The 16,458-nt window shown below is 73.5% G+C and carries 18 protein-coding genes; 10 read left to right on the top strand and 8 right to left on the bottom strand.

All coding sequences use genetic code 11. From position 1 onward, the window contains the following. Positions 1-118: 118 nt before the first annotated feature. The 4 genes from DFH01_RS00635 to DFH01_RS00620 all read left to right on the top strand — a co-directional run bounded on the left by DFH01_RS00635 (position 119) and on the right by DFH01_RS00620 (position 3,290). Complete coding sequence (locus DFH01_RS00635; RefSeq protein ID WP_109868478.1) at positions 119-847, top strand: cell division ATP-binding protein FtsE; 729 nt, start codon at positions 119-121, stop codon at positions 845-847. Between the two features lie 255 nt (positions 848-1,102). Next, positions 1,103-1,975, top strand: a complete 873-nt coding sequence (locus DFH01_RS00630) for a cell division protein FtsX (protein WP_109868477.1) — start codon at positions 1,103-1,105, stop codon at positions 1,973-1,975. Then, on the top strand, positions 1,972-2,556 hold the full coding sequence (locus tag DFH01_RS00625) for a YdcF family protein (RefSeq protein ID WP_109868476.1): 585 nt from the start codon (positions 1,972-1,974) through the stop codon (positions 2,554-2,556). The genes DFH01_RS00630 and DFH01_RS00625 overlap by 4 nt, the downstream gene beginning before the upstream one ends. Continuing rightward, positions 2,553-3,290, top strand: coding sequence for a lysophospholipid acyltransferase family protein (locus tag DFH01_RS00620; RefSeq protein ID WP_109868475.1), 738 nt, complete (start codon positions 2,553-2,555; stop codon positions 3,288-3,290). Before DFH01_RS00625 ends, DFH01_RS00620 begins: the two co-directional genes overlap by 4 nt. Before the next feature lie 240 nt (positions 3,291-3,530). Here the strand turns inward: DFH01_RS00620 and DFH01_RS00615 are convergent, their stop codons facing one another. After that, entirely contained in the window at positions 3,531-4,133 is a 603-nt protein-coding gene (locus tag DFH01_RS00615) for a gamma-glutamylcyclotransferase (protein ID WP_233255907.1), read from the bottom strand. Positions 4,134-4,167: 34 nt separating this feature from the next. On the opposite strand from DFH01_RS00615, the gene DFH01_RS00610 reads away from it, so the two are divergent. Then, positions 4,168-5,241, top strand: a complete 1,074-nt coding sequence (locus tag DFH01_RS00610; RefSeq protein ID WP_158287556.1) for a DUF2125 domain-containing protein — start codon at positions 4,168-4,170, stop codon at positions 5,239-5,241. 30 nt (positions 5,242-5,271) lie between these two features. Here the strand turns inward: DFH01_RS00610 and DFH01_RS00605 are convergent, their stop codons facing one another. Then, a complete protein-coding gene (locus DFH01_RS00605; RefSeq protein ID WP_109868473.1) occupies positions 5,272-6,186 on the bottom strand; it encodes an FkbM family methyltransferase in 915 nt (304 codons plus the stop codon). A gap of 176 nt (positions 6,187-6,362) precedes the next feature. Here DFH01_RS00605 and DFH01_RS28010 point away from each other — a divergent pair, with 176 nt between their 5' ends. Together DFH01_RS28010 and DFH01_RS28945 are read left to right on the top strand one after the other, a co-directional pair. Further along, positions 6,363-6,575 (top strand): hypothetical protein, encoded by a 213-nt coding sequence (locus DFH01_RS28010; protein ID WP_158287555.1) that lies wholly within the window; start codon positions 6,363-6,365, stop codon positions 6,573-6,575. Further along, complete coding sequence (locus tag DFH01_RS28945; protein ID WP_199231094.1) at positions 6,572-7,042, top strand: NUDIX domain-containing protein; 471 nt, start codon at positions 6,572-6,574, stop codon at positions 7,040-7,042. The genes DFH01_RS28010 and DFH01_RS28945 overlap by 4 nt, the downstream gene beginning before the upstream one ends. Here the strand turns inward: DFH01_RS28945 and der are convergent. The 3 genes from der to DFH01_RS00585 form a co-directional block, all read right to left on the bottom strand. Continuing rightward, complete coding sequence (gene der / locus DFH01_RS00595; protein ID WP_109868471.1) at positions 7,021-8,358, bottom strand: ribosome biogenesis GTPase Der; 1,338 nt, start codon at positions 8,356-8,358, stop codon at positions 7,021-7,023. The genes DFH01_RS28945 and der overlap by 22 nt on opposite strands. Positions 8,359-8,475: 117 nt before the next feature. Continuing rightward, positions 8,476-9,801: an outer membrane protein assembly factor BamB family protein gene (locus tag DFH01_RS00590; RefSeq protein WP_233255906.1), complete on the bottom strand. Its 1,326-nt coding sequence runs from the start codon at positions 9,799-9,801 to the stop codon at positions 8,476-8,478. Positions 9,802-9,809: 8 nt separating this feature from the next. Then, entirely contained in the window at positions 9,810-10,460 is a 651-nt protein-coding gene (locus DFH01_RS00585; protein ID WP_109868470.1) for a tetratricopeptide repeat protein, read from the bottom strand. A 328-nt stretch (positions 10,461-10,788) separates the two neighbouring features. Here DFH01_RS00585 and DFH01_RS28390 point away from each other — a divergent pair, with 328 nt between their 5' ends. Then, a complete protein-coding gene (locus tag DFH01_RS28390; RefSeq protein ID WP_199231093.1) occupies positions 10,789-11,337 on the top strand; it encodes a PEP-CTERM sorting domain-containing protein in 549 nt (182 codons plus the stop codon). Between the two features lie 55 nt (positions 11,338-11,392). Beyond that, a complete protein-coding gene (locus tag DFH01_RS00575) occupies positions 11,393-11,779 on the top strand; it encodes a hypothetical protein (RefSeq protein ID WP_109868469.1) in 387 nt (128 codons plus the stop codon). On the opposite strand, the gene DFH01_RS00570 is transcribed toward DFH01_RS00575, so the two are convergent. Next, entirely contained in the window at positions 11,769-13,091 is a 1,323-nt protein-coding gene (locus DFH01_RS00570; protein WP_233255905.1) for a dihydroorotase, read from the bottom strand. The genes DFH01_RS00575 and DFH01_RS00570 overlap by 11 nt on opposite strands. Positions 13,092-13,146: 55 nt before the next feature. On the opposite strand from DFH01_RS00570, the gene DFH01_RS00565 reads away from it, so the two are divergent. Next, positions 13,147-13,644 carry a DUF29 domain-containing protein gene (locus DFH01_RS00565; RefSeq protein ID WP_158287553.1) on the top strand — a complete coding sequence of 166 codons (498 nt, stop codon included), beginning with the start codon at positions 13,147-13,149 and terminating at the stop codon, positions 13,642-13,644. 4 nt (positions 13,645-13,648) lie between these two features. On the opposite strand, the gene asnB is transcribed toward DFH01_RS00565, so the two are convergent. Together asnB and DFH01_RS00555 are read right to left on the bottom strand one after the other, a co-directional pair. Continuing rightward, a complete protein-coding gene (gene asnB, locus DFH01_RS00560; RefSeq protein WP_109868466.1) occupies positions 13,649-15,418 on the bottom strand; it encodes an asparagine synthase (glutamine-hydrolyzing) in 1,770 nt (589 codons plus the stop codon). Then, a complete protein-coding gene (locus DFH01_RS00555; RefSeq protein WP_109868465.1) occupies positions 15,418-16,452 on the bottom strand; it encodes a glycosyltransferase in 1,035 nt (344 codons plus the stop codon). Before DFH01_RS00555 ends, asnB begins: the two co-directional genes overlap by 1 nt. Between the last annotated feature and the right edge of the window lie 6 nt (positions 16,453-16,458).

The raw sequence follows: 16,458 nt of genomic DNA, 5'->3' as shown, positions 1-16,458 counted from the left end.
CTGGTCCGAATGTGATCGGCGCCGCGCCGGCACGCAATCTCCCGCCGGGGCACGATCCCGCGGAGGCACCGCGCGATCACCCCTTGGCGCGCCCGGCCTCGCGGGGCAGACAGGGTGCATGATCCGCTTCGAGGCGGTCGGCCTGCGCTATCCGGGCGGAGGTCCCCATCGCGGCGCGTGGGGCCCCGAGGCGCTCTCCGACATCACCTTCGCGTTGCCCCGCGGCTCCTTCACCTGGCTTCTCGGCGCCTCGGGCGCGGGCAAGTCCTCGGTGCTGCGGCTGATGCACCTGGCGCTGCGGCCGACCCGTGGCGAGGTCGAGGTGCTCGGCCTGCGCGTCGCCCGCGCGCCGCGTGCCGCGCTGCCGCCGGTGCGGCGCCGCATCGGCGTGGTGTTCCAGGATTTCCGGCTGCTGCCCTATCTCTCCGTCTTCGACAACGTCGCGCTGCCGCTGCGCCTCGCGGGCCGCGCGGAGGCATCGCTGCGCGCCGATGTCGCGGAGATGCTGCGCTGGGTGGGTCTGGAGGCGAAGGCGCAGTCCTCCCCCCTCGAGCTCTCGGGCGGCGAGCAGCAGCGCATCGCCATCGCCCGCGCCGTCATTCACCGGCCGGAGCTTCTGGTCGCCGACGAGCCGACCGGCAACCTCGACACGCGCCAGGCGCGCCGCCTGCTGGCGCTGCTGCGGGAGATGAACCGGCTCGGCACCACCGTGGTGGTGGCGAGCCATGACGAGGAACTGGTGGCGCGCTTCCCGGCGCCCTCGCTGTTCCTGCATGAGGGCCGCCTGCACGACCCCGACAATGCCCGCGGCCTGGATGGCTGGGCCGAGGATGACGAGCTTGCCTGAGAGACCGCTTGAGAACACCGGACGGGTCGGTTCCGCGGGTCTTTTCCGCCCCTGCGTCGCGCCGCAGGCGCGCTGCCTGCACGACGGCCGGTTTGCCGATGCAACCAGCATCGGCCGCGCCGTCCGCGTCACGCCGCAGGCGTGCCTCCGGCACGACGCCGGGACGAAAAATCCCCTGCGGCCCCTCGGCCGCCGGCATTCTCAAACGGTCTCCGAGAGGCGGACGCCGCATGGCTAGGCGCGCGCGCTATTCGCATGGCTAGGCGCGCGCGCTATTCGCGCGACCCGCTCGGGCTGCGCCGCGCGCTGGCCGGCTGGCTGCTGCCCGGCCTGGTGGCGGCGATGGCGCTGCTCGCGGCGCTCGCGGTCGCGGGCGCGCAGGGCGCGGCGGCGCTGGCCGATCGCTGGCAGCGCGGCGCCGCGGCGGCCGTCACCGTGCAACTGCCGGAAGCCGAGGCGGCGCAGATCGAGCGCGCGCTGGGCGTGCTGCGCGGCCTGCCGGAGGTCGCCGAGGCCCGAGCGATGGACCCGGCGCGGCTGGCCGAGCTGCTCCGGCCCTGGCTCGGCGGCAGCGCCGGGCTGCCGCTGCCGGCGGTGATCGAGATCCGGCTGCGCGACGCCCGCGCCGACCCGGTGCTGGTCGGCGACCGGCTCGCCGCCAGCGTGCCGGGCGCGGTGGTGGAGGCGCATGGCCTCTGGGTGCAACGGCTCGCCGCGCTGGCGCGCAGCCTGCAGGCATTGTCCTGGGTCATCCTCGTGCTGGTCGCCGGCGTGGCGGCGGCGGTGGTTGCGGTGGCGACGCGCGCGGGGCTCGCAGCGCGGCGCGACGCGGTGGAGGTGCTGCACGGGCTCGGCGCGCAGGATTCCTACATCGCCGGCCGGTTCGCGCGTCGCCTCGGCCTGCTGGCGGCGGGCGGCGCGCTGCTCGGCACGCTCGCCGCGCTGCCGGCCCTCGCCCTGCTGGCGGGCCTCGCCGCGCCCTGGATCGCCGACGAGCAGGCCGGCGCGGTGGCGGCGTGGGGGATGCTGCCCTGGCCGGCGCTCGCAGCCGTGCCGCCGCTCGCCTTCCTGGTCGGCTGGGCGACCGCCCAGGCCACGGTGCGCCGCTGGCTGAGGCGGCTGCCATGACCTGGCTGCGTCGCCTGCTGCCGCCGCTGGTCCTGCTGGGGCTGGCGGCTCTCGGCTTCCTCTGGTTCCTGCACGAGGTCAGCGCCGCGCCGGCGGAGCCGGCGCGCCGAACCGGCGGGATCGTCGTGCTGACCGGCGGCGCGGGGCGGGTGGAGGCCGGGCTCGCCCTGCTGGAGGCCGGCGCCGCGCCGCGCCTGCTGGTCTCGGGCGCCGCGCCGCGCCTGACATTGGCGGAGCTGGCGCGGGCGAACCAGCGCGCGCCGGCGGCTCTGGCCGGACGCGTGGATCTGGGCCATGCCGCGGCGACCACCACCGGCAACGCGGCCGAGACCGCGGCCTGGGCGCGGGCGCGGGGCATCGACTCGCTCCGCGTGGTCACCGCCGACTACCACATGCCCCGCGCCATGCTGGAGCTGCGCCGCGCCATGCCGAACGTCACCCTGCTGCCCCATCCGGTGCCGATCCCGGGCCTGCCCTTCGCGCGCCGCGCCTGGCTGCTCACGCTGGAATACGCGAAGCTCGGCGCCGCCTTCACGGGGCTTGCCGCGCTGCTGCCGGCGCGGGAGGCGGCGTCGCGATGATCGTGCTGCGCTCGCTGCTGTTCAACGTGGCGTTCTTCGCGCTCACCGCGCTCGTCGCCGTGGCGGCGGTGCCGCTGCTGCTCGCGCCGCGCGGCGCGATGCTCTGGGTGATGCGGGTCTGGGCGCGCGGGGTGATCGCGCTGCTCCGGCTGATCTGCGGCGTGACGCTCGATCTGCGCGGCATGGAGCATATCCCGCAGGGGGCCTGCGTGCTGGCCTGCAAGCACCAGTCGGCCTTCGACACCATCGTCTGGCTCGCCCTGCTGCCGGACGCCGCCTATGTGCTGAAGAAGGAACTGCTCGCGATCCCGCTCTATGGCTGGCATGCGCGCCGCGTCGGCATGATCCCGGTGGACCGCAGCGGCGGCGGCCCGGCCCTGCGCGGCATGCTGCGCAAGGCGCAGGCGGCGCTGGAGTCGGGACGGCAGGTGGTGATCTTCCCCGAAGGCACGCGCACGGCGCCCGGCGAGCGGGTGCGCTACCAGCCCGGCGTCGTGGCGATCGCCGGCGCCAGCGACGCGCCGGTGATCCCGGTCGCCACCGACAGCGGCCGTGTCTGGGGCCGGCGCGCCTTCCACAAGCGGCCGGGCGTGATCCGCATCTCCGTGCTGCCGCCCCTGCCGCCGCGCCTTCCGCGGGCGCGGCTGCTGCCGGCCCTGGAAACCGCCATCGAGACGGAAACCGACCGGCTGCTGGCGGAATCCCCACGGCCTGTGGATAAAACTGTGGGTTAACACCTGCCCACAGGGTGAAGCCGCGCCAGACAAGCCTTACAAAAGGCTTGTTTTTTGCTCCGCAGCGCAACAGCTTGGTAACAACTCACAGGCGCCCCGAATCGCTAAGTGCCTGTTTTTCCAGAATCCGTGCCAGCGGCCTTCGCCAAGCCCCCAAGCCGTTGCGCTGACAATGTTACTATTTCGTGGCCGTCTGCGAGGCCCATGGCACCCCCGGCTTGACTGTGGACAGAAGCTTTGTCAGGCGGCCCCGCGCACGCGGGGAAGCAGCGCCGCGATGCGCGCCAGCCCCGCATCCCGCACGCCCATCCCGGTCAGGTGCTCCAGGGTGTTGAGCAGGTAGTCCCGGTTCGCGCCCATCTGCCCGACCCCTTGCGCGATCACCTGCGCCGCATGCTCCGGCGTCAGCGCCGGCGCATAGAGCCGGCAGGCCCGGTTCGCCACATAGGCGATGGCCGGCACCACCCGCCCCGGCGAATCCACCAGCCGCACCGGCACCAGACGCCGGTGGTAGACCTGCTCCGCCCCGTCCGGCAGTTCGCGGTCGTCGAGATAGCGCAGCACGGCGGCCGCGTGCTGGCCCGGAACCCGGAACACGATGCCGTGGCAGGCCCCGCCGCGATCGAGCCCGAGCACCAGCCCGGGCCGCTCCGGCGTGCCGCGGTAGCGATGCGACCACAGGCAGAAGCGGCGGTGATAGCCGCGCAGGAAGGCGCGATGCTGCCCGGCATGGTCGAAGCCGGGCCGCCAGATGAGGGAGCCATAGGCGAACACCCACATGTGCCCGCAGGGCGCGAGCGGCGGGTCGTCGGGCTTGGCGAGGCGATGCGGGGGCGGCTGCACGGGCGGAAGGATGCGGGCTATAGGGCTGACGAGCATGGACCGGAAGCCCCCTTCGCGCCTGCCGCGCCGCCTGCTGCTGCTGCTCGCGCTCGGCCTCGTCGCGCTCGGCGCCGGCCACGCGGTGCTGTGGCGCGGCATGGCCAACGGCCTGGAACAGGGCTGGCAGGTCTGGGTGCAGCTGCGCCGCGCCCAGGGCTGGCGGGTGGAGCACACGGAGCCGGTGCGCGGCGGCTGGCCGCTTTCCGCGACGCTCACCATCGCGCGCGTGCGGCTCGAGGGCGGCGCGACGACGCTGCCCGGCGGCATCGCGCTGACCGCCACCCCGGTGGTGCTGCGCGTCAGCCTGCCCTGGCTGGACCGCCTGTCCGTCGAATTGCCGGGCCAGCAGCGGCTGCGCCTCGGCGCCGCGGAGTTCCCCTTCGCCGCCGACATGCTGACCGCCACTGTGCCGCTCGAGCCCGACACCCCGCCGAGCTCGGCCGAGCTGAGGGGAGAGCGGCTGCGCATCGGCACGCCGGCGGGCGGCGTCGAGGTGCGCAGCCTGATGCTCACGGCTGCCGGCAGCGCCTCCGCCACCGAGACGGAGCCCGCGCTCGCGCTGCGGCTCGGCGCCGAGGGCGTGGAACTGCCTGCCGGCTCCGGCCGCGGCGCCGAGGCGCTCGGCCGCAGCATCCAGTCCCTCGCCGCCGATCTGTGGGTGAGCGGTCCGGTGCCCCCGGGCCGCGCGCCGGCCGCGCGGGCCGAGAGCTGGCGCGACGGCGGCGGCACGCTGGAGCTGCGCTCGCTCGCGCTCCGCTGGGGCGAGGTGGCCGCCCAGGGCGCCGCCACGCTCGCCTTCGACGACGCGCTGCAGCCGATGGGCGCGGGCACGCTGCGGATCAGCGGCGCCGTGGCGGCGCTCGAGACGCTGGCGGAAGCCGGGGTGGTCGGCCGCCGTGCGGCCACCACCGCACGCACCATCCTGCCGCTGCTGTCGCGCCCCTCGGCCGAGACGGGCGTGCCGGAGATCGAGGTGCCGCTGACGCTGGAGGACCGCGTCCTGGCCTTGGCCCGCATCCCGGTGCTGCGCTTCGCGCCGCTCGATTGGCCGTCCGTCGGCCCGCGCTGACCCACGCGCCCCCTGGGCGTGAAGCGGGCGCTACGGGTCGCCCCGGCTGAGCACCAGCAGCGTGTCCTCCCGCCGCGGCAGGATCTCCGCGATGCCCACGCGGTGCAGCGCGCCGTCGAAGCCGAGCTCGCGCAGGCGGTAGCGGTCCGCGATGGCGCGCAGCGTCTCCTCCGGCGCGCGGCAGCGCAGCGCGTTGAACTCCATCAGCACCGTGATGTCCGGGCTGCGGTCGAGCACGCGCTGCATGCCGGCCCAGACCTGCTCCTCGGCGCCTTCCACGTCGATCTTGATGAAGTCCACCGGGCCCTCCGCCACCTCGTCGAGCGACATGGCGCGCACCGCGACCTCGAGCGTGTCCTCCTCCTCATCGGCGGCGGGCGGTGGCGCGCCTTCGGGCAGCAGGCGGCCGTTCTTCGGATCGGAGAGCGCGGCGCGGAAGCGCAGCGTGCCCGCGCGGTCCGAGGCGGCGAGGCGTCGCACGGTGGCGGTCGCCCAGTAGCCGTTCAGCGCCAGCGTGCGCTCGCACAGCAGCGCGAGGCGCGGATTGGGCTCGAGCGCCAGCACCTTGCCCTGCCGGCCGACCAGGTCGGCCATCAGCACCGCGTAGTAGCCGAGATTGGCGCCGACATCCCACGCCACCTGGCCGGGGCGGATGCAGCGCAGCATGAACTCGGTGCACCACATCTCCCAGTAGCCATCGAGCATCAGGTGCGGCGCGAGGCCGAAATCGCGGCTGTCCACCAGGAACTTGTACTTGCCCAGCACCCGGCACAGCACCGTGTGCTGGTCGAGCGTCACGGCATGGCAGCGGGCGCGCACAGCCGCCTGCAGCGTCAGGCGCGGCGCCCCCGCGCGCAGGTCGTCGAGGGTCAGCAGCGTGCCGGCATCCTGCTGCGCACCCGCGGCGAGGCCGCGCCGCCCCAGCATGTCCATCAGCCCGCTCATCCGGCCGCGGAAGCTAGAGCGGCGCCGCCGCCGCGGCAACGCGCCGCCTTGAAATGCTTGCCTCGCGCTCGGCGCCGGTGGGAAGCTTCCCCTGCTGCGGCGCGTTGCATGCCGCAGGAGGCGCCAGAATGAACCGAATGACGAAGCACGGGCCGGAACGGTCGGGGAGGCGAGCGATGCGGGAAGAGCCCGTGCCTGGGTGGCAGGCAGAAATCCCCTTTGCGCTGCTGGTCGCCTCGGCCCTCGCGACGCCGCTGGTCGTGCTCAACCAGGGCGGCGACCTGCATTTCGCGATCCTGTCGGGCCTCGTGGTGCTGAGCCTGCCCGGCGCCGCGATCGAGAGCATGGTGGGCGTGGCGCGCGCGGCGCTCTATCTGCGCGGCGAGTGATCGCGTCGTCACGGCCGCGCGCGACGAGTTGCGGCGTGGTGGTGACCGACGGCCTGCATCTGCTGCTCGGCCGCTTCACCGGCCTTGCGCTGTGGGACATCCCCAAGGGGCTTGCCGATCCCGGCGAGGACTTCGAGCGCGCCGCGGCGCGTGAACTGGCCGAGGAGACCGGGCTCGAGGCGCCGCCCGGCGCGCTGCGACCGCTCGGCCTGCATCGCTACCGGCCGGGCAAGGATCTCGCGCTGTTCCTCTGGCGCGTCGCGGCGATGCCCGATCCGGCGCGCCTTGTCTGCCGTTCGACCTTCCGCGCGCGCGACGGCCGCGTGCTGCCGAAATTCGACGCCTTCGCGACGCCACCCTGGGACGAGGCGATCACGCGCGTCGGGCGGAACCTCGCGCGCGTGCTGGGCGAGGTCGCCGCACGCGCGCGGCAGCCCGCGCTGGATCAGCCATCCTCCTCGGCATAGGGATTGTCCGTGCCGCGGAGGTTGAGACGGATCGGCACGCCCGGCATGACGAAGGCCTCGCGGAAGCTGTTCACCAGGTAGCGGCGGTAATCCTCCGGCAGCAGCTCCGCCCGCGTGCCGAACACGGCGAGCGTCGGCGGGCGCGCCTTCGGCATCGTCACGTAGCGCAGCTTGATGCGCTTGCCCTCGACCAGCGGCGGCTGGTGGCGTTCCTTCATCGCCTCGAACCAGCGGTTCAGCTCGCCGGTCGGCACGCGGCGGTTCCACAGCGCGTAGACCTCGCGCACGGTCGGCATCAGCTTCTCCACGCCGCGCCCGGTCGCGGCCGAGATCGGCACCACCGCGACGCCCTTCGACTGCGCAAGGCTCGCCGTCAGCACGTCCTCCAGCGCCTTGCGCGTCGCCGCGCGGTCCTCGACCGCATCCCACTTGTTCAGCGCGATCACCACGGCGCGGCCCTCGCGCTCCGCCAGGCGCGCGATGCGCAGATCCTGCTCGTCCATGCCGAGCAGCGCGTCCAGCACCAGCACGACCACCTCGGCTTCCTTCAGCGCGGCGAGGGTGGCGGCGACGGACATCTGCTCGAGCCGGTGCGAGATGCGCGCCTTCTTGCGCATCCCCGCGGTGTCCACGATGCGCACGGGCCCTTCGGCGTCGCGGAATTCCAGCGCGACGGCGTCGCGCGTGAGGCCCGGCTCGGGGCCGGTGATCATCCGCTCCTCGCCGAGCAGCGTGTTCACCAGCGTGGATTTCCCCGCATTGGGGCGGCCGACGATCGCGATGCGCAGCGGCCGCTCGGCCTCGCCGCGCGGGGCGCGGCCGGGATCGGTCAGGCGGTCGCGGATCTCGTCATGCAGCCCGCCGATGCCGTCGCCATGCTCCGCGCTGACCGGCAGCGGATCGCCGAGGCCGAGCTCATAGGCCTCCATCGCCATCTGCGTGCCGAGCCTTCCCTCCGCCTTGTTGGCGACCAGGATCACCGGCAGGCCGGAGCGGCGCAGCCAGTTGGCGAAGGCGCGGTCGGCCGGCGTGATGCCGGCACGGGCGTCGATCACGAAGATGGCGAGGTCCGCGGCCTTCAGCGCCGCCTCGGAGCTCGCGCGCATGCGGCCGGGGATGGTGTCGGGCGCGGCTTCCTCGAGCCCCGCCGTGTCGGCCAGCAGGACGGAGAGGCCGCCGAGCGTCGCCTCGGCCTCCTTGCGGTCGCGGGTGACGCCCGGCGTGTCGTCCACGATGGCGAGCTTGCGGCCCACCAGCCGGTTGAACAGCGTGGACTTGCCGACATTGGGGCGGCCGAGGATGGCGATGCGGTGCATGGCGCCCTTGCGGTACTTCCGTGAATCAGGCGGCGCGCCCAAGGCGGGCCGAGGCGCCGAAGGGCGCCCGCGCCTTATGCCGCGTTCTTTTCGCCGATGCAGCTCATTGCGCCGCGCTCAGCGCAGCGCGATCAGCGTGCCATCGTCGGCGAGCGCCACGACATAGCCCTCGGCCGAGGCCATCGGCAGCGACAGTGGGGAGCGCACCGGGATGCGCCCGACGATCTGGCCCGAGGTCGGGTCGAGCTGCAGGACCTCCCCGCGGGTCGAGGGCACCAGCACGCGCCCGCCCGCGACCATCGGCCGGCCGAAGCGCGCCGGATCGCCGCGACGGCCCGTGGGCGGGGCCGGGTCGAGCTCGGTGACCCAGCTGATGCGCCCATCCTCCCGCCCGATCGCCAGCGCCTCCCCGGCATCGGTGACGGCGAAGGCCCAGTCGCCGGCCACCGCCGGCCCGGCGCCGCCGCCGAAGGGCCGCTCCCACAGCCGCCGCCCGCTGCGCAGGTCCACGGCGATCGCGATATTGGCCTGGCCGAGCGCGATCACCCGCCCGCCGGCGATCACCGGCAGCCCGGTGATGCCGACGATGTCGGCGAGGCTCATCCGCCCCGTGCCGCCCAGGCTCTCGGCCCAGAGCACGCGCCCGTCATTCGCGCGCAGCGCCAGCAGCTCGCCGGAGCCGAAGCCGGCCACCACCGCATCCCCCTCCACCGCCGGGGCCGGCAGGCCAAGCGGGATGGTGACCAGGGGCGCGGCGCTGTGCATCCAGATCCGCTTGCCATCCTCCACCGAATGGGCGGCGAGCTGGTTCTCGATGGTCGGCACGAAGATGCGGCCGCCGGCGACGGTGGGCGCCCCGCGCGCCGCGCTGGGCAGCCTTTCGCGCCACCGGATCGAGCCGTTGGTGGGATCGAGCGCCATCACCTCGGCCGCGGCGGTGGCGACGAACAGGGTGCCGTCGGCGAAGGCGGCGCCGCCGCCGAGGGGGACCGCGCTCTCATCCTCCGGCGTGGTGTCGGTGCGCCAGCGCTGCCGCCCGTCGGCCAGCGCATGGGCCGAGACAACGCCCCAGGCATCCACGGTGAAGATCGTGCCATTGGCGATCACCGGCCCGGTCACGATGCGCTGGCGATAGGCCGAGCCCGAGCCGACGGAGCTGCGCCAGGCGACGGACAGCGCCTCGCTCACCGCGATATGGCCGGGGCTGTGGCTCGGCGTGCCGCCGGCCATGGGCCATTCGGCCACGGGGCCGGGTGCGGGCAGGGCGACGCGGCCGGCTTCCTCGGCATCGGCAGCCAGCGGCGCCTCCGCCTGCAGCACGCTGCGCCGCTCGCCTGGCAGGCGGACCTTCCGCTCGCCCAGGAGGTTGTTCAGGGTCTCGCAGCCGCCGAGCAGCGCCGGGGCGGCGAGCATCAGCAGGCGGCGCGGCAGGGGGGGTGGCACGCGGCGCGTCACGAGCGCAGACCCGCGGCGACGCGCTGCGCCCGCTCGCGCAGGCCGGCGGGCGCGGCGGTGTCGGCTGCGAGCGCTTCCAGGATGCGGCGCGCCTCGGCGGTCTCGCCACGGCGCAGCGCGACCAGGGCCTGCGCCTCCCGCGCCGAGGACCGCCAGGGATTGCCCTCCACGGTGAGCGGGGCGATGCGGGCCGCCAGCTGCGCCGGGTCGCCGGTGTCGAGCGCGTGGCTCACGGTCATCAGCGTGGCGAGGTCGCGATAGAGCGGATCGGCGCCGGTATCCGTCGCCACCTGCTCCCACAGCACCAGCGCGCCGGGCAGGTCGCCGGTCTCGGCCTTCAGCGCCGCGGCGCGCAGCCGGGCGAGGGTCTGGTAGCCGGAGGGCGCCTCCCGCGCGAGGGCGGCGAAGCCGTTGCCGGCGGCGGCGAGGTCGGCACCCTGTAGTTCCGTGGCGCGGTGCAGGTTGAGATAGGTCTCGGCGGCGGCGGAGGCCTCGCGCGCCTGATACCAGCGCCAGCCCTGCACCCCGGCCGTCGCGGCGATGGCCACCAGCACCACGCCGGCCGCGAGCCCGCCCCAGCGCTGGGCGAGCTTCCTGGCCTTCTCGGCGCGGAGATCCTCCTCGACCTCGTCGAAGATGTCGGGCACGGCGTGTCCTTCTTCCTACCGGCCGTCTCGGCCAGCGGGCCGGACCATACAGGCGCCTCCATCCAGCGTTAAGCCCGCGGCACGGGACGATGCGTCCACGGCAGGCAGGGCCGCTGGCCCGCCAGCGCGCCGGTCCCGGCAGACCGGCGCGACCTGCCCTTGTGGCAGCTGCACCCACGGCGGTGTCAGCTTTTCTTACATGGTAAGGTTCGGCGGCGGATATTGGTCGCCAACGCGCTGAATTCGCAAGGCTGCGCCGTCTGGCGCGGAGATTGCTTAATGGTTTCCTGCGACAGGAACGATCCTGGGCAATGGCGGAGACTCGTGAATGCTGAAGACTTGCGCGGCTATGGCGCTGGCCATGTCACTCGCCGCCGGGACGGCGCAGGCGGGGCTGGTCGTCTATGACGAGGCCGTGGATGGCGACCTCGCGGGGCAGACCCTGACCTTCGACACCCCCGGCACGCAGACCGTGACGGGCCGGGCCAGCTGGAATACCTTGACCTTCGCTTCCGATACCGACCCTTTCAGTTTCGACATCGCTGCCGGTCTGCGGGTCGTGTCGATCACGCTATCGTCCGTCAGCAGCGTCGACGGCGTGCGGACGGCGTGGAACTTGAACTCCGGGATTGGCCTGGATCCACTGCTCAGTCCCGATCACCCGGCCATCGGCGCCAGCCTGCTGCCTGTCACGGGTCTCAACGCCCTGCCTAGCACCGGCGTCGGCTGCTCGACCTTAACCCGCTGCGTCGGATCCATGGATTACACGATCAGCTTCGTGGTCGAGCAGGTACCCGTGGGCGTGCCGGAACCGACGGCGCTCATGCTTCTGGGGCTCGGCCTTGCCGGGCTGGGTGTCGCCCGCCGGCGCGGCTGAAAAGCGCCCTGTCCGATCCACGCAGCGTTAAGGCCGGGCGGGCGATGTTTGGGGGATGCGATCCCTCTCCGCCCTGGTCCTGACGCTGCCCCTTGGTGGCTGCTGGATCGACGCGGCCATCGGGCCGGCGGCGGTGGTCAGCGGCACCTCGGTGATCCTGATCGGGCGGACGCCGGTGGATGCCGTGGCAACCCTGGCGACCGGGCGGGACTGCTCCGTGGTGAACCGCGAGCGGCGGCTGCCCTGGTGCCTGGAGCCGCCGGCCCCGCCGCCGCCGACACCCTTCTGCACGCCGTCCCTCGGGCGGGTGGATTGCTGGACGGTGCCGCCGCCGGGCGCGCCGCTGCGCGGGGTGGCGGACCCGCCGCGTGCGCCGGCGCCGCCGACCGAGACGGGGCCGCGCCGGGGCCTCGACATCCTGCTCGGCGGGGTCAGCCCCTGAAGCGCACCGGCGCGCCCTCGGGGCTGCCGAGCACCTCGTCCTCCCGCATCGCGATCCGCCCGCGGATCACCGTCATCACCGGCCAGCCGGTGCAGCGCTGCCCGGCGAAGGGGGTCCAGCCGCAGGGGGAAACGATCCAGTTCTCCTCGATGGTGCGGCTCCGCTTCATGTCCACCACGGTGAAGTCGCCGTCATAGCCGGCGGCGAGCCGCCCCTTGCCGACCACGCCATAGACCCGCGCCGGACCCGCGCACATCAGGTCCGCGAGGCGCGAGAGCGAGAGACGCCCCGCGCTGACGTGATCGAGCATCAGCGGCACGATGGTCTGGATGCCGGTGAGGCCCGAGCCGCCTGTCGGCCACGGCTTTTCCTTCGATTCGCGCGAATGCGGCGCGTGGTCGCTGCCCACCGTGTCCACCGTGCCGTCGGCCACCGCTGCCCAGGCCGCGTCCAGGTGGCGCTGGTCGCGGATCGGCGGGTTCATCACCGCATAGCCGCCGAGCCTGTCATACGCTTCGTCGGTCTGCGTCAGGTGGTTGAGGAGGACCTCGACCGTGCAGACGTCGCGGTAGTCCTTGAGGTATTCCAGCTCCTCGGCGGTGGAGACGTGCAGGATATGCGCCGGCCGGCCGGTCTTGCGCGCCAGCGCCATCAGCCGCCGCGTGCCGAGGAAGGCGGTCTCCACGTCGCGCCATTCCGCATGCATGCGATAGGGCATGCCCGTGGTGTAGTTCGGCTTGCGCGCCTGCAGGCGATACTCGTCCTCGGAGTGGTAGCTGATGCGGCGGCGGCCGGCGCGCATAACGCGCTCCAGGTTCTCGTCGTCCTCCACCATCAGGTCGCCGGTGGAGGAGCCGGCGAAGACCTTGATGCCGCAGACATTCGGCTGCAGCTCCAGCTCCGCCAGGCCGGCGATGTTCGCCTTGGTGGCGCCGACATAGAAGCCGATGTCGCACCAGGCGCGACCCTTCACATGCTCGCGCTTCCAGTCGAGGCGCGCGGTGTCGGTGATGGAGGGGCTGGTGTTCGGCATGTCGAACACCGCCGCGAGCCCGCCGAGCAGCGCCGCCTTCGTGCCGGTCTCGATTGTTTCCACCTTCGGGTCGCCGGGCTCGCGCAGATGCACATGGCTGTCGATCAGGCCGGGCAGCACATGCAGGCCGGTGCAATCCACCTCCTCCGCGGCATGGGCGGTGCGGAGGTCGCCGATCGCCGCGATGCGCCCGGCGCGGACGCCGACATCGGCCCGCTCCATGCCCCAGGGCAGCACCAGCGTGCCGCCGCGGAGAACGAGATCGAAGCTCTGGGCCATGGTCGGAAGGTTCCTCTGGGACGGGCCGGTCGGGCTTCCTATACTCCAGCCTGTCATGCCGGACACCGCCACCCTCTACGACACGGACTGGTACGCCTGGACGCAGGACCAGGCGGCGCGGCTGCGCGAGCTTCCGCCCTCCCAGCGGCCGAACGGGCTGGATGTCGAGCACCTGGCCGAGGAGGTGGAGGACATGGGCAGGTCCGAGCGGAAGGCGGCCATGTCGCTGATGCGCAACATCGCCACGCACCTTCTGAAGCTGGAATTCCATCCGGACCAGCAGCCACGCCGGCATTGGCAGCGCGAGGTGGCGACCTGGCGAGCAGACCTGGAGCTGGACTTCAAGGCGAGCCCTTCCCTCCGCGCTCGCCGGGAGGAGCTGTTCGTGGATGTGTGGCCGCAGGCCTGGCGAGTACTAAACGACAGTGACGGCCTGGATTCGCCGGAGCTTCTGCGCTGCATTGCCGAGGCTGGCGTCTCCGCCGAGGTTCCGTACTTCGACGTGGACGCGCAGCTGCTTGCGTCCGGCTGGTACCCTCCGCCGCGCGCCTGAACGCTCACCCGCGCGAGGCCAGAACCTCCCACACATCGCCCTCGCTGCCCGCGCGCTCCACATGCGCGCGGTGCCACAGCGCGTAGAACAGCAGGTGCCACGCGGCGAAGCCGCGATGCTTGTCGCCGCCGGCGTTGCGAAACAGCGCGGCGACGCGGTCCGGCCGCGCGATCTCCGCGACACCGGGCTGCGCCGCGACGAGCGGGCCGAGGCGCTCGCCGACATGCGCGATCCAGGCGGCGACCGGCACGGTGAAGCCCTGCTTCGGCGCGAAGGGCTGGCTGCTCGGCAGGTTGCGCGACAGCCATTCGCGCAGCAGCCACTTGCCGGTGCGGCCGCGCACCTTCAGCGCATCGGGCAGGCGCCAGCAGGCGGCGGCGACGCCGGGATCGAGGAAGGGCGTGCGGCCTTCCACCGCATGCGCCATGAGGCAGCGATCGAGCTTGATCAGCAGGTCGTTCGGCAGCCATTCCGCGATGTCGGCCGCCTGCGCCGCCATCAGCCGCGTGCGGCCCGGCATGGCCGCCGCCGCCTCCGCCGCCGCGATGCCGTCGCGCCAGGTGGAGGGCGGCGCGCGCAGCACGTCCTTCACATGGTCGAAGCTGCCCGAGGCGCGGGGCTGGCGCCCCCCGAGCCACCAGGGCCGCATCGCGCTGCGGTAGCGGCCGTAGCCCCCAAAGATCTCGTCGCCGCCCTCGCCGGAGAGCACGACCTTCACCTCCTGCCGCGCGCGGCGGGCGAGGAACCAGGAGGGGATGATGGCGTAGTCGGCGGCCGGGTCGTCCATCGCGGCGACGATCTCCGGCAGATGGCGCCAGACCTCATCCTCCGTGATCGTCACGGTCGCGTGGCGCGCGCCGGTCGCCGCGGCGGCGGCCTCGGCCGCCTGCTGCTCGTCCGCCGCGCCCGGGACGTCGAAGCGCGCGGTGTAGGCGAGCACGGGCTTCTCGTTCAGCCGCGCCATCATCGCCAGCACCGCGTTGGAATCGATGCCGCCCGAGAGGAACAGGCCATAGGGCACGTCGCTGCGCTGGTGCAGCAGCACGCTATCCTGGAAGGCCGTGTCGAAGCGGGCGAGCGCCTCCTCCTCCGTCACGTGTTCCGGGCCGCCTTCCGGCAGCGCGGCGCGGCGGTGGCGCTCAACGATCGCGCCGTCCGCGATGACGATGCTCTCGCCGGGCAACACGCGGCTTATGCCGTCGAAGATCGTCTCGGCCCCGGTGGTGAACTGCAACTGCATCAGCTCGTCCCGCGCCTCCTGCCGCACGCGCGGCGCGACGAGGCCGGCTTCGAGCAGAGCGCGCGGCTCTGAGGCGAAGGCGATACCGCCTGCGACCTGCGCGATGTAGAGCGGCTTGATGCCGAAGGGATCGCGCGTCAGCACGAGGCGCCGCTCGTGCCGGTCATGCAGCGCGACGGCGTACATGCCGCGCATCGCCTGCGCGTAGCCGTCGAGGCCATCGCGGCGGAACAGGTGCAGCGGCGGCTCGCAGTCGCTGCCGGTGGTGCAGGCGAGCGCATGCGCCTCCCGCAGCTCGAGGTAGTTGTACACCTCGCCATTCGCGACCAGCGCGGCGGGGCCGGCGAACAGCGGCTGGTCGCCCGTCGCCAGGTCGATGATGGCAAGGCGGGTGTGCGCGAGGCCCACATTGTCCGCGAGATGCAGGCCCGAGCCGTCCGGCCCGCGATGCGCCAGCGCGCGCGTCATGGCGCGCAGGATGGAGTCATCGGGCGTCATGCCCTGGCGCAGTGCGAGCCCCGCGATGCCGCACATCAGCGCGGCACCCCGGTGCGGATCATCGCGGCGGCCTGCAGGAACAACGACCAGGCTGCGAGCACCGGCGCCTCCGCGTGATGCGTCTCGAACTCCGCGCGGCCGGCCTGCGCGATCGCTGCGGCGCGCGCGCGGTCGGCCAGCAGGCATGCGATCGCGCCGGCCATGGCGGCATGGTCGCCGATCGGCACCAGCAGCCCGCTGCGCCCGTCCTCGATCAGCTCGCGCGGTCCGTCCGCCGCGGCGGCGACGACGGGGCGCGTGGCCGAAAATCCCTCGATCACGACATTGCCCAGTGGCTCGATGCGCGAGGGGACGACGAGCATGTCGCTCGCCGCCAGCAGCGCGCCGACATCCTGGCGCCAGCCGAGGAAGGCGATGCGCGAGGCGATGCCGAGCTCGCGCGCCAGTGCTTCCAGCGCGCCGCGTTCCTCCCCCTCGCCGGCGAGCGCCAGATGCACCTCCGCCGGCAGCAGGGCGACGGCGCGGAGCAACGTGGAAAAATCCTTGTTGGGATGCAGGCGGCCCATGGCGAGCAGGATGGGCACGCCCGATGGCAAGGGAAGATCGGCCGGCGCGGCGCCGCCCATGTCGGATGCGAAATTCGGCAGGTGCTTCAGCCGCTGCCGCGGCCAGCCCTGCCCGGCGATCCACTCGCAGAGACCGCGGGTGTTCGCCACCAGGATGTCGCAGCCGCGGTAATAGCCGAGGTCGTATTGCCCGCCGAGGCGCCCCACCAGCGTCCAGGCGGCACCGCGCGAGGCGCTGCGGGCGAAGCGCGCGGCGCGGTTCATCCACGCGACGACGACCTGCGGGCGGAAGGCTTCGAGCGTCGCGCGCAGCTGCCGGCCGGTCAGCAGGTCGAGCGGGCCGCCGAAGCCGAGCTCGACCGGCGCGAGCCCGCCCGCGGCGAGGCGCGCGGCGCGTTCCGCGTTGCGGCGGACGACGGCCAGCACCTCCATCCCGCTGCGATGCTGCGCCAGGACGAGGCGTTCGTAGAAGCCCTCCGCGCCGCCATGCGCGGCGCCTGCCATCACATG

Source organism: Falsiroseomonas bella, assembly GCF_003173615.1.
Classification (GTDB): Bacteria; Pseudomonadota; Alphaproteobacteria; order Acetobacterales; family Acetobacteraceae; genus Falsiroseomonas; species Falsiroseomonas bella.
The sequence above is the reverse complement of the archived record's forward strand: the minus strand, read 5'-3'. Positions and strand labels throughout refer to the sequence as shown.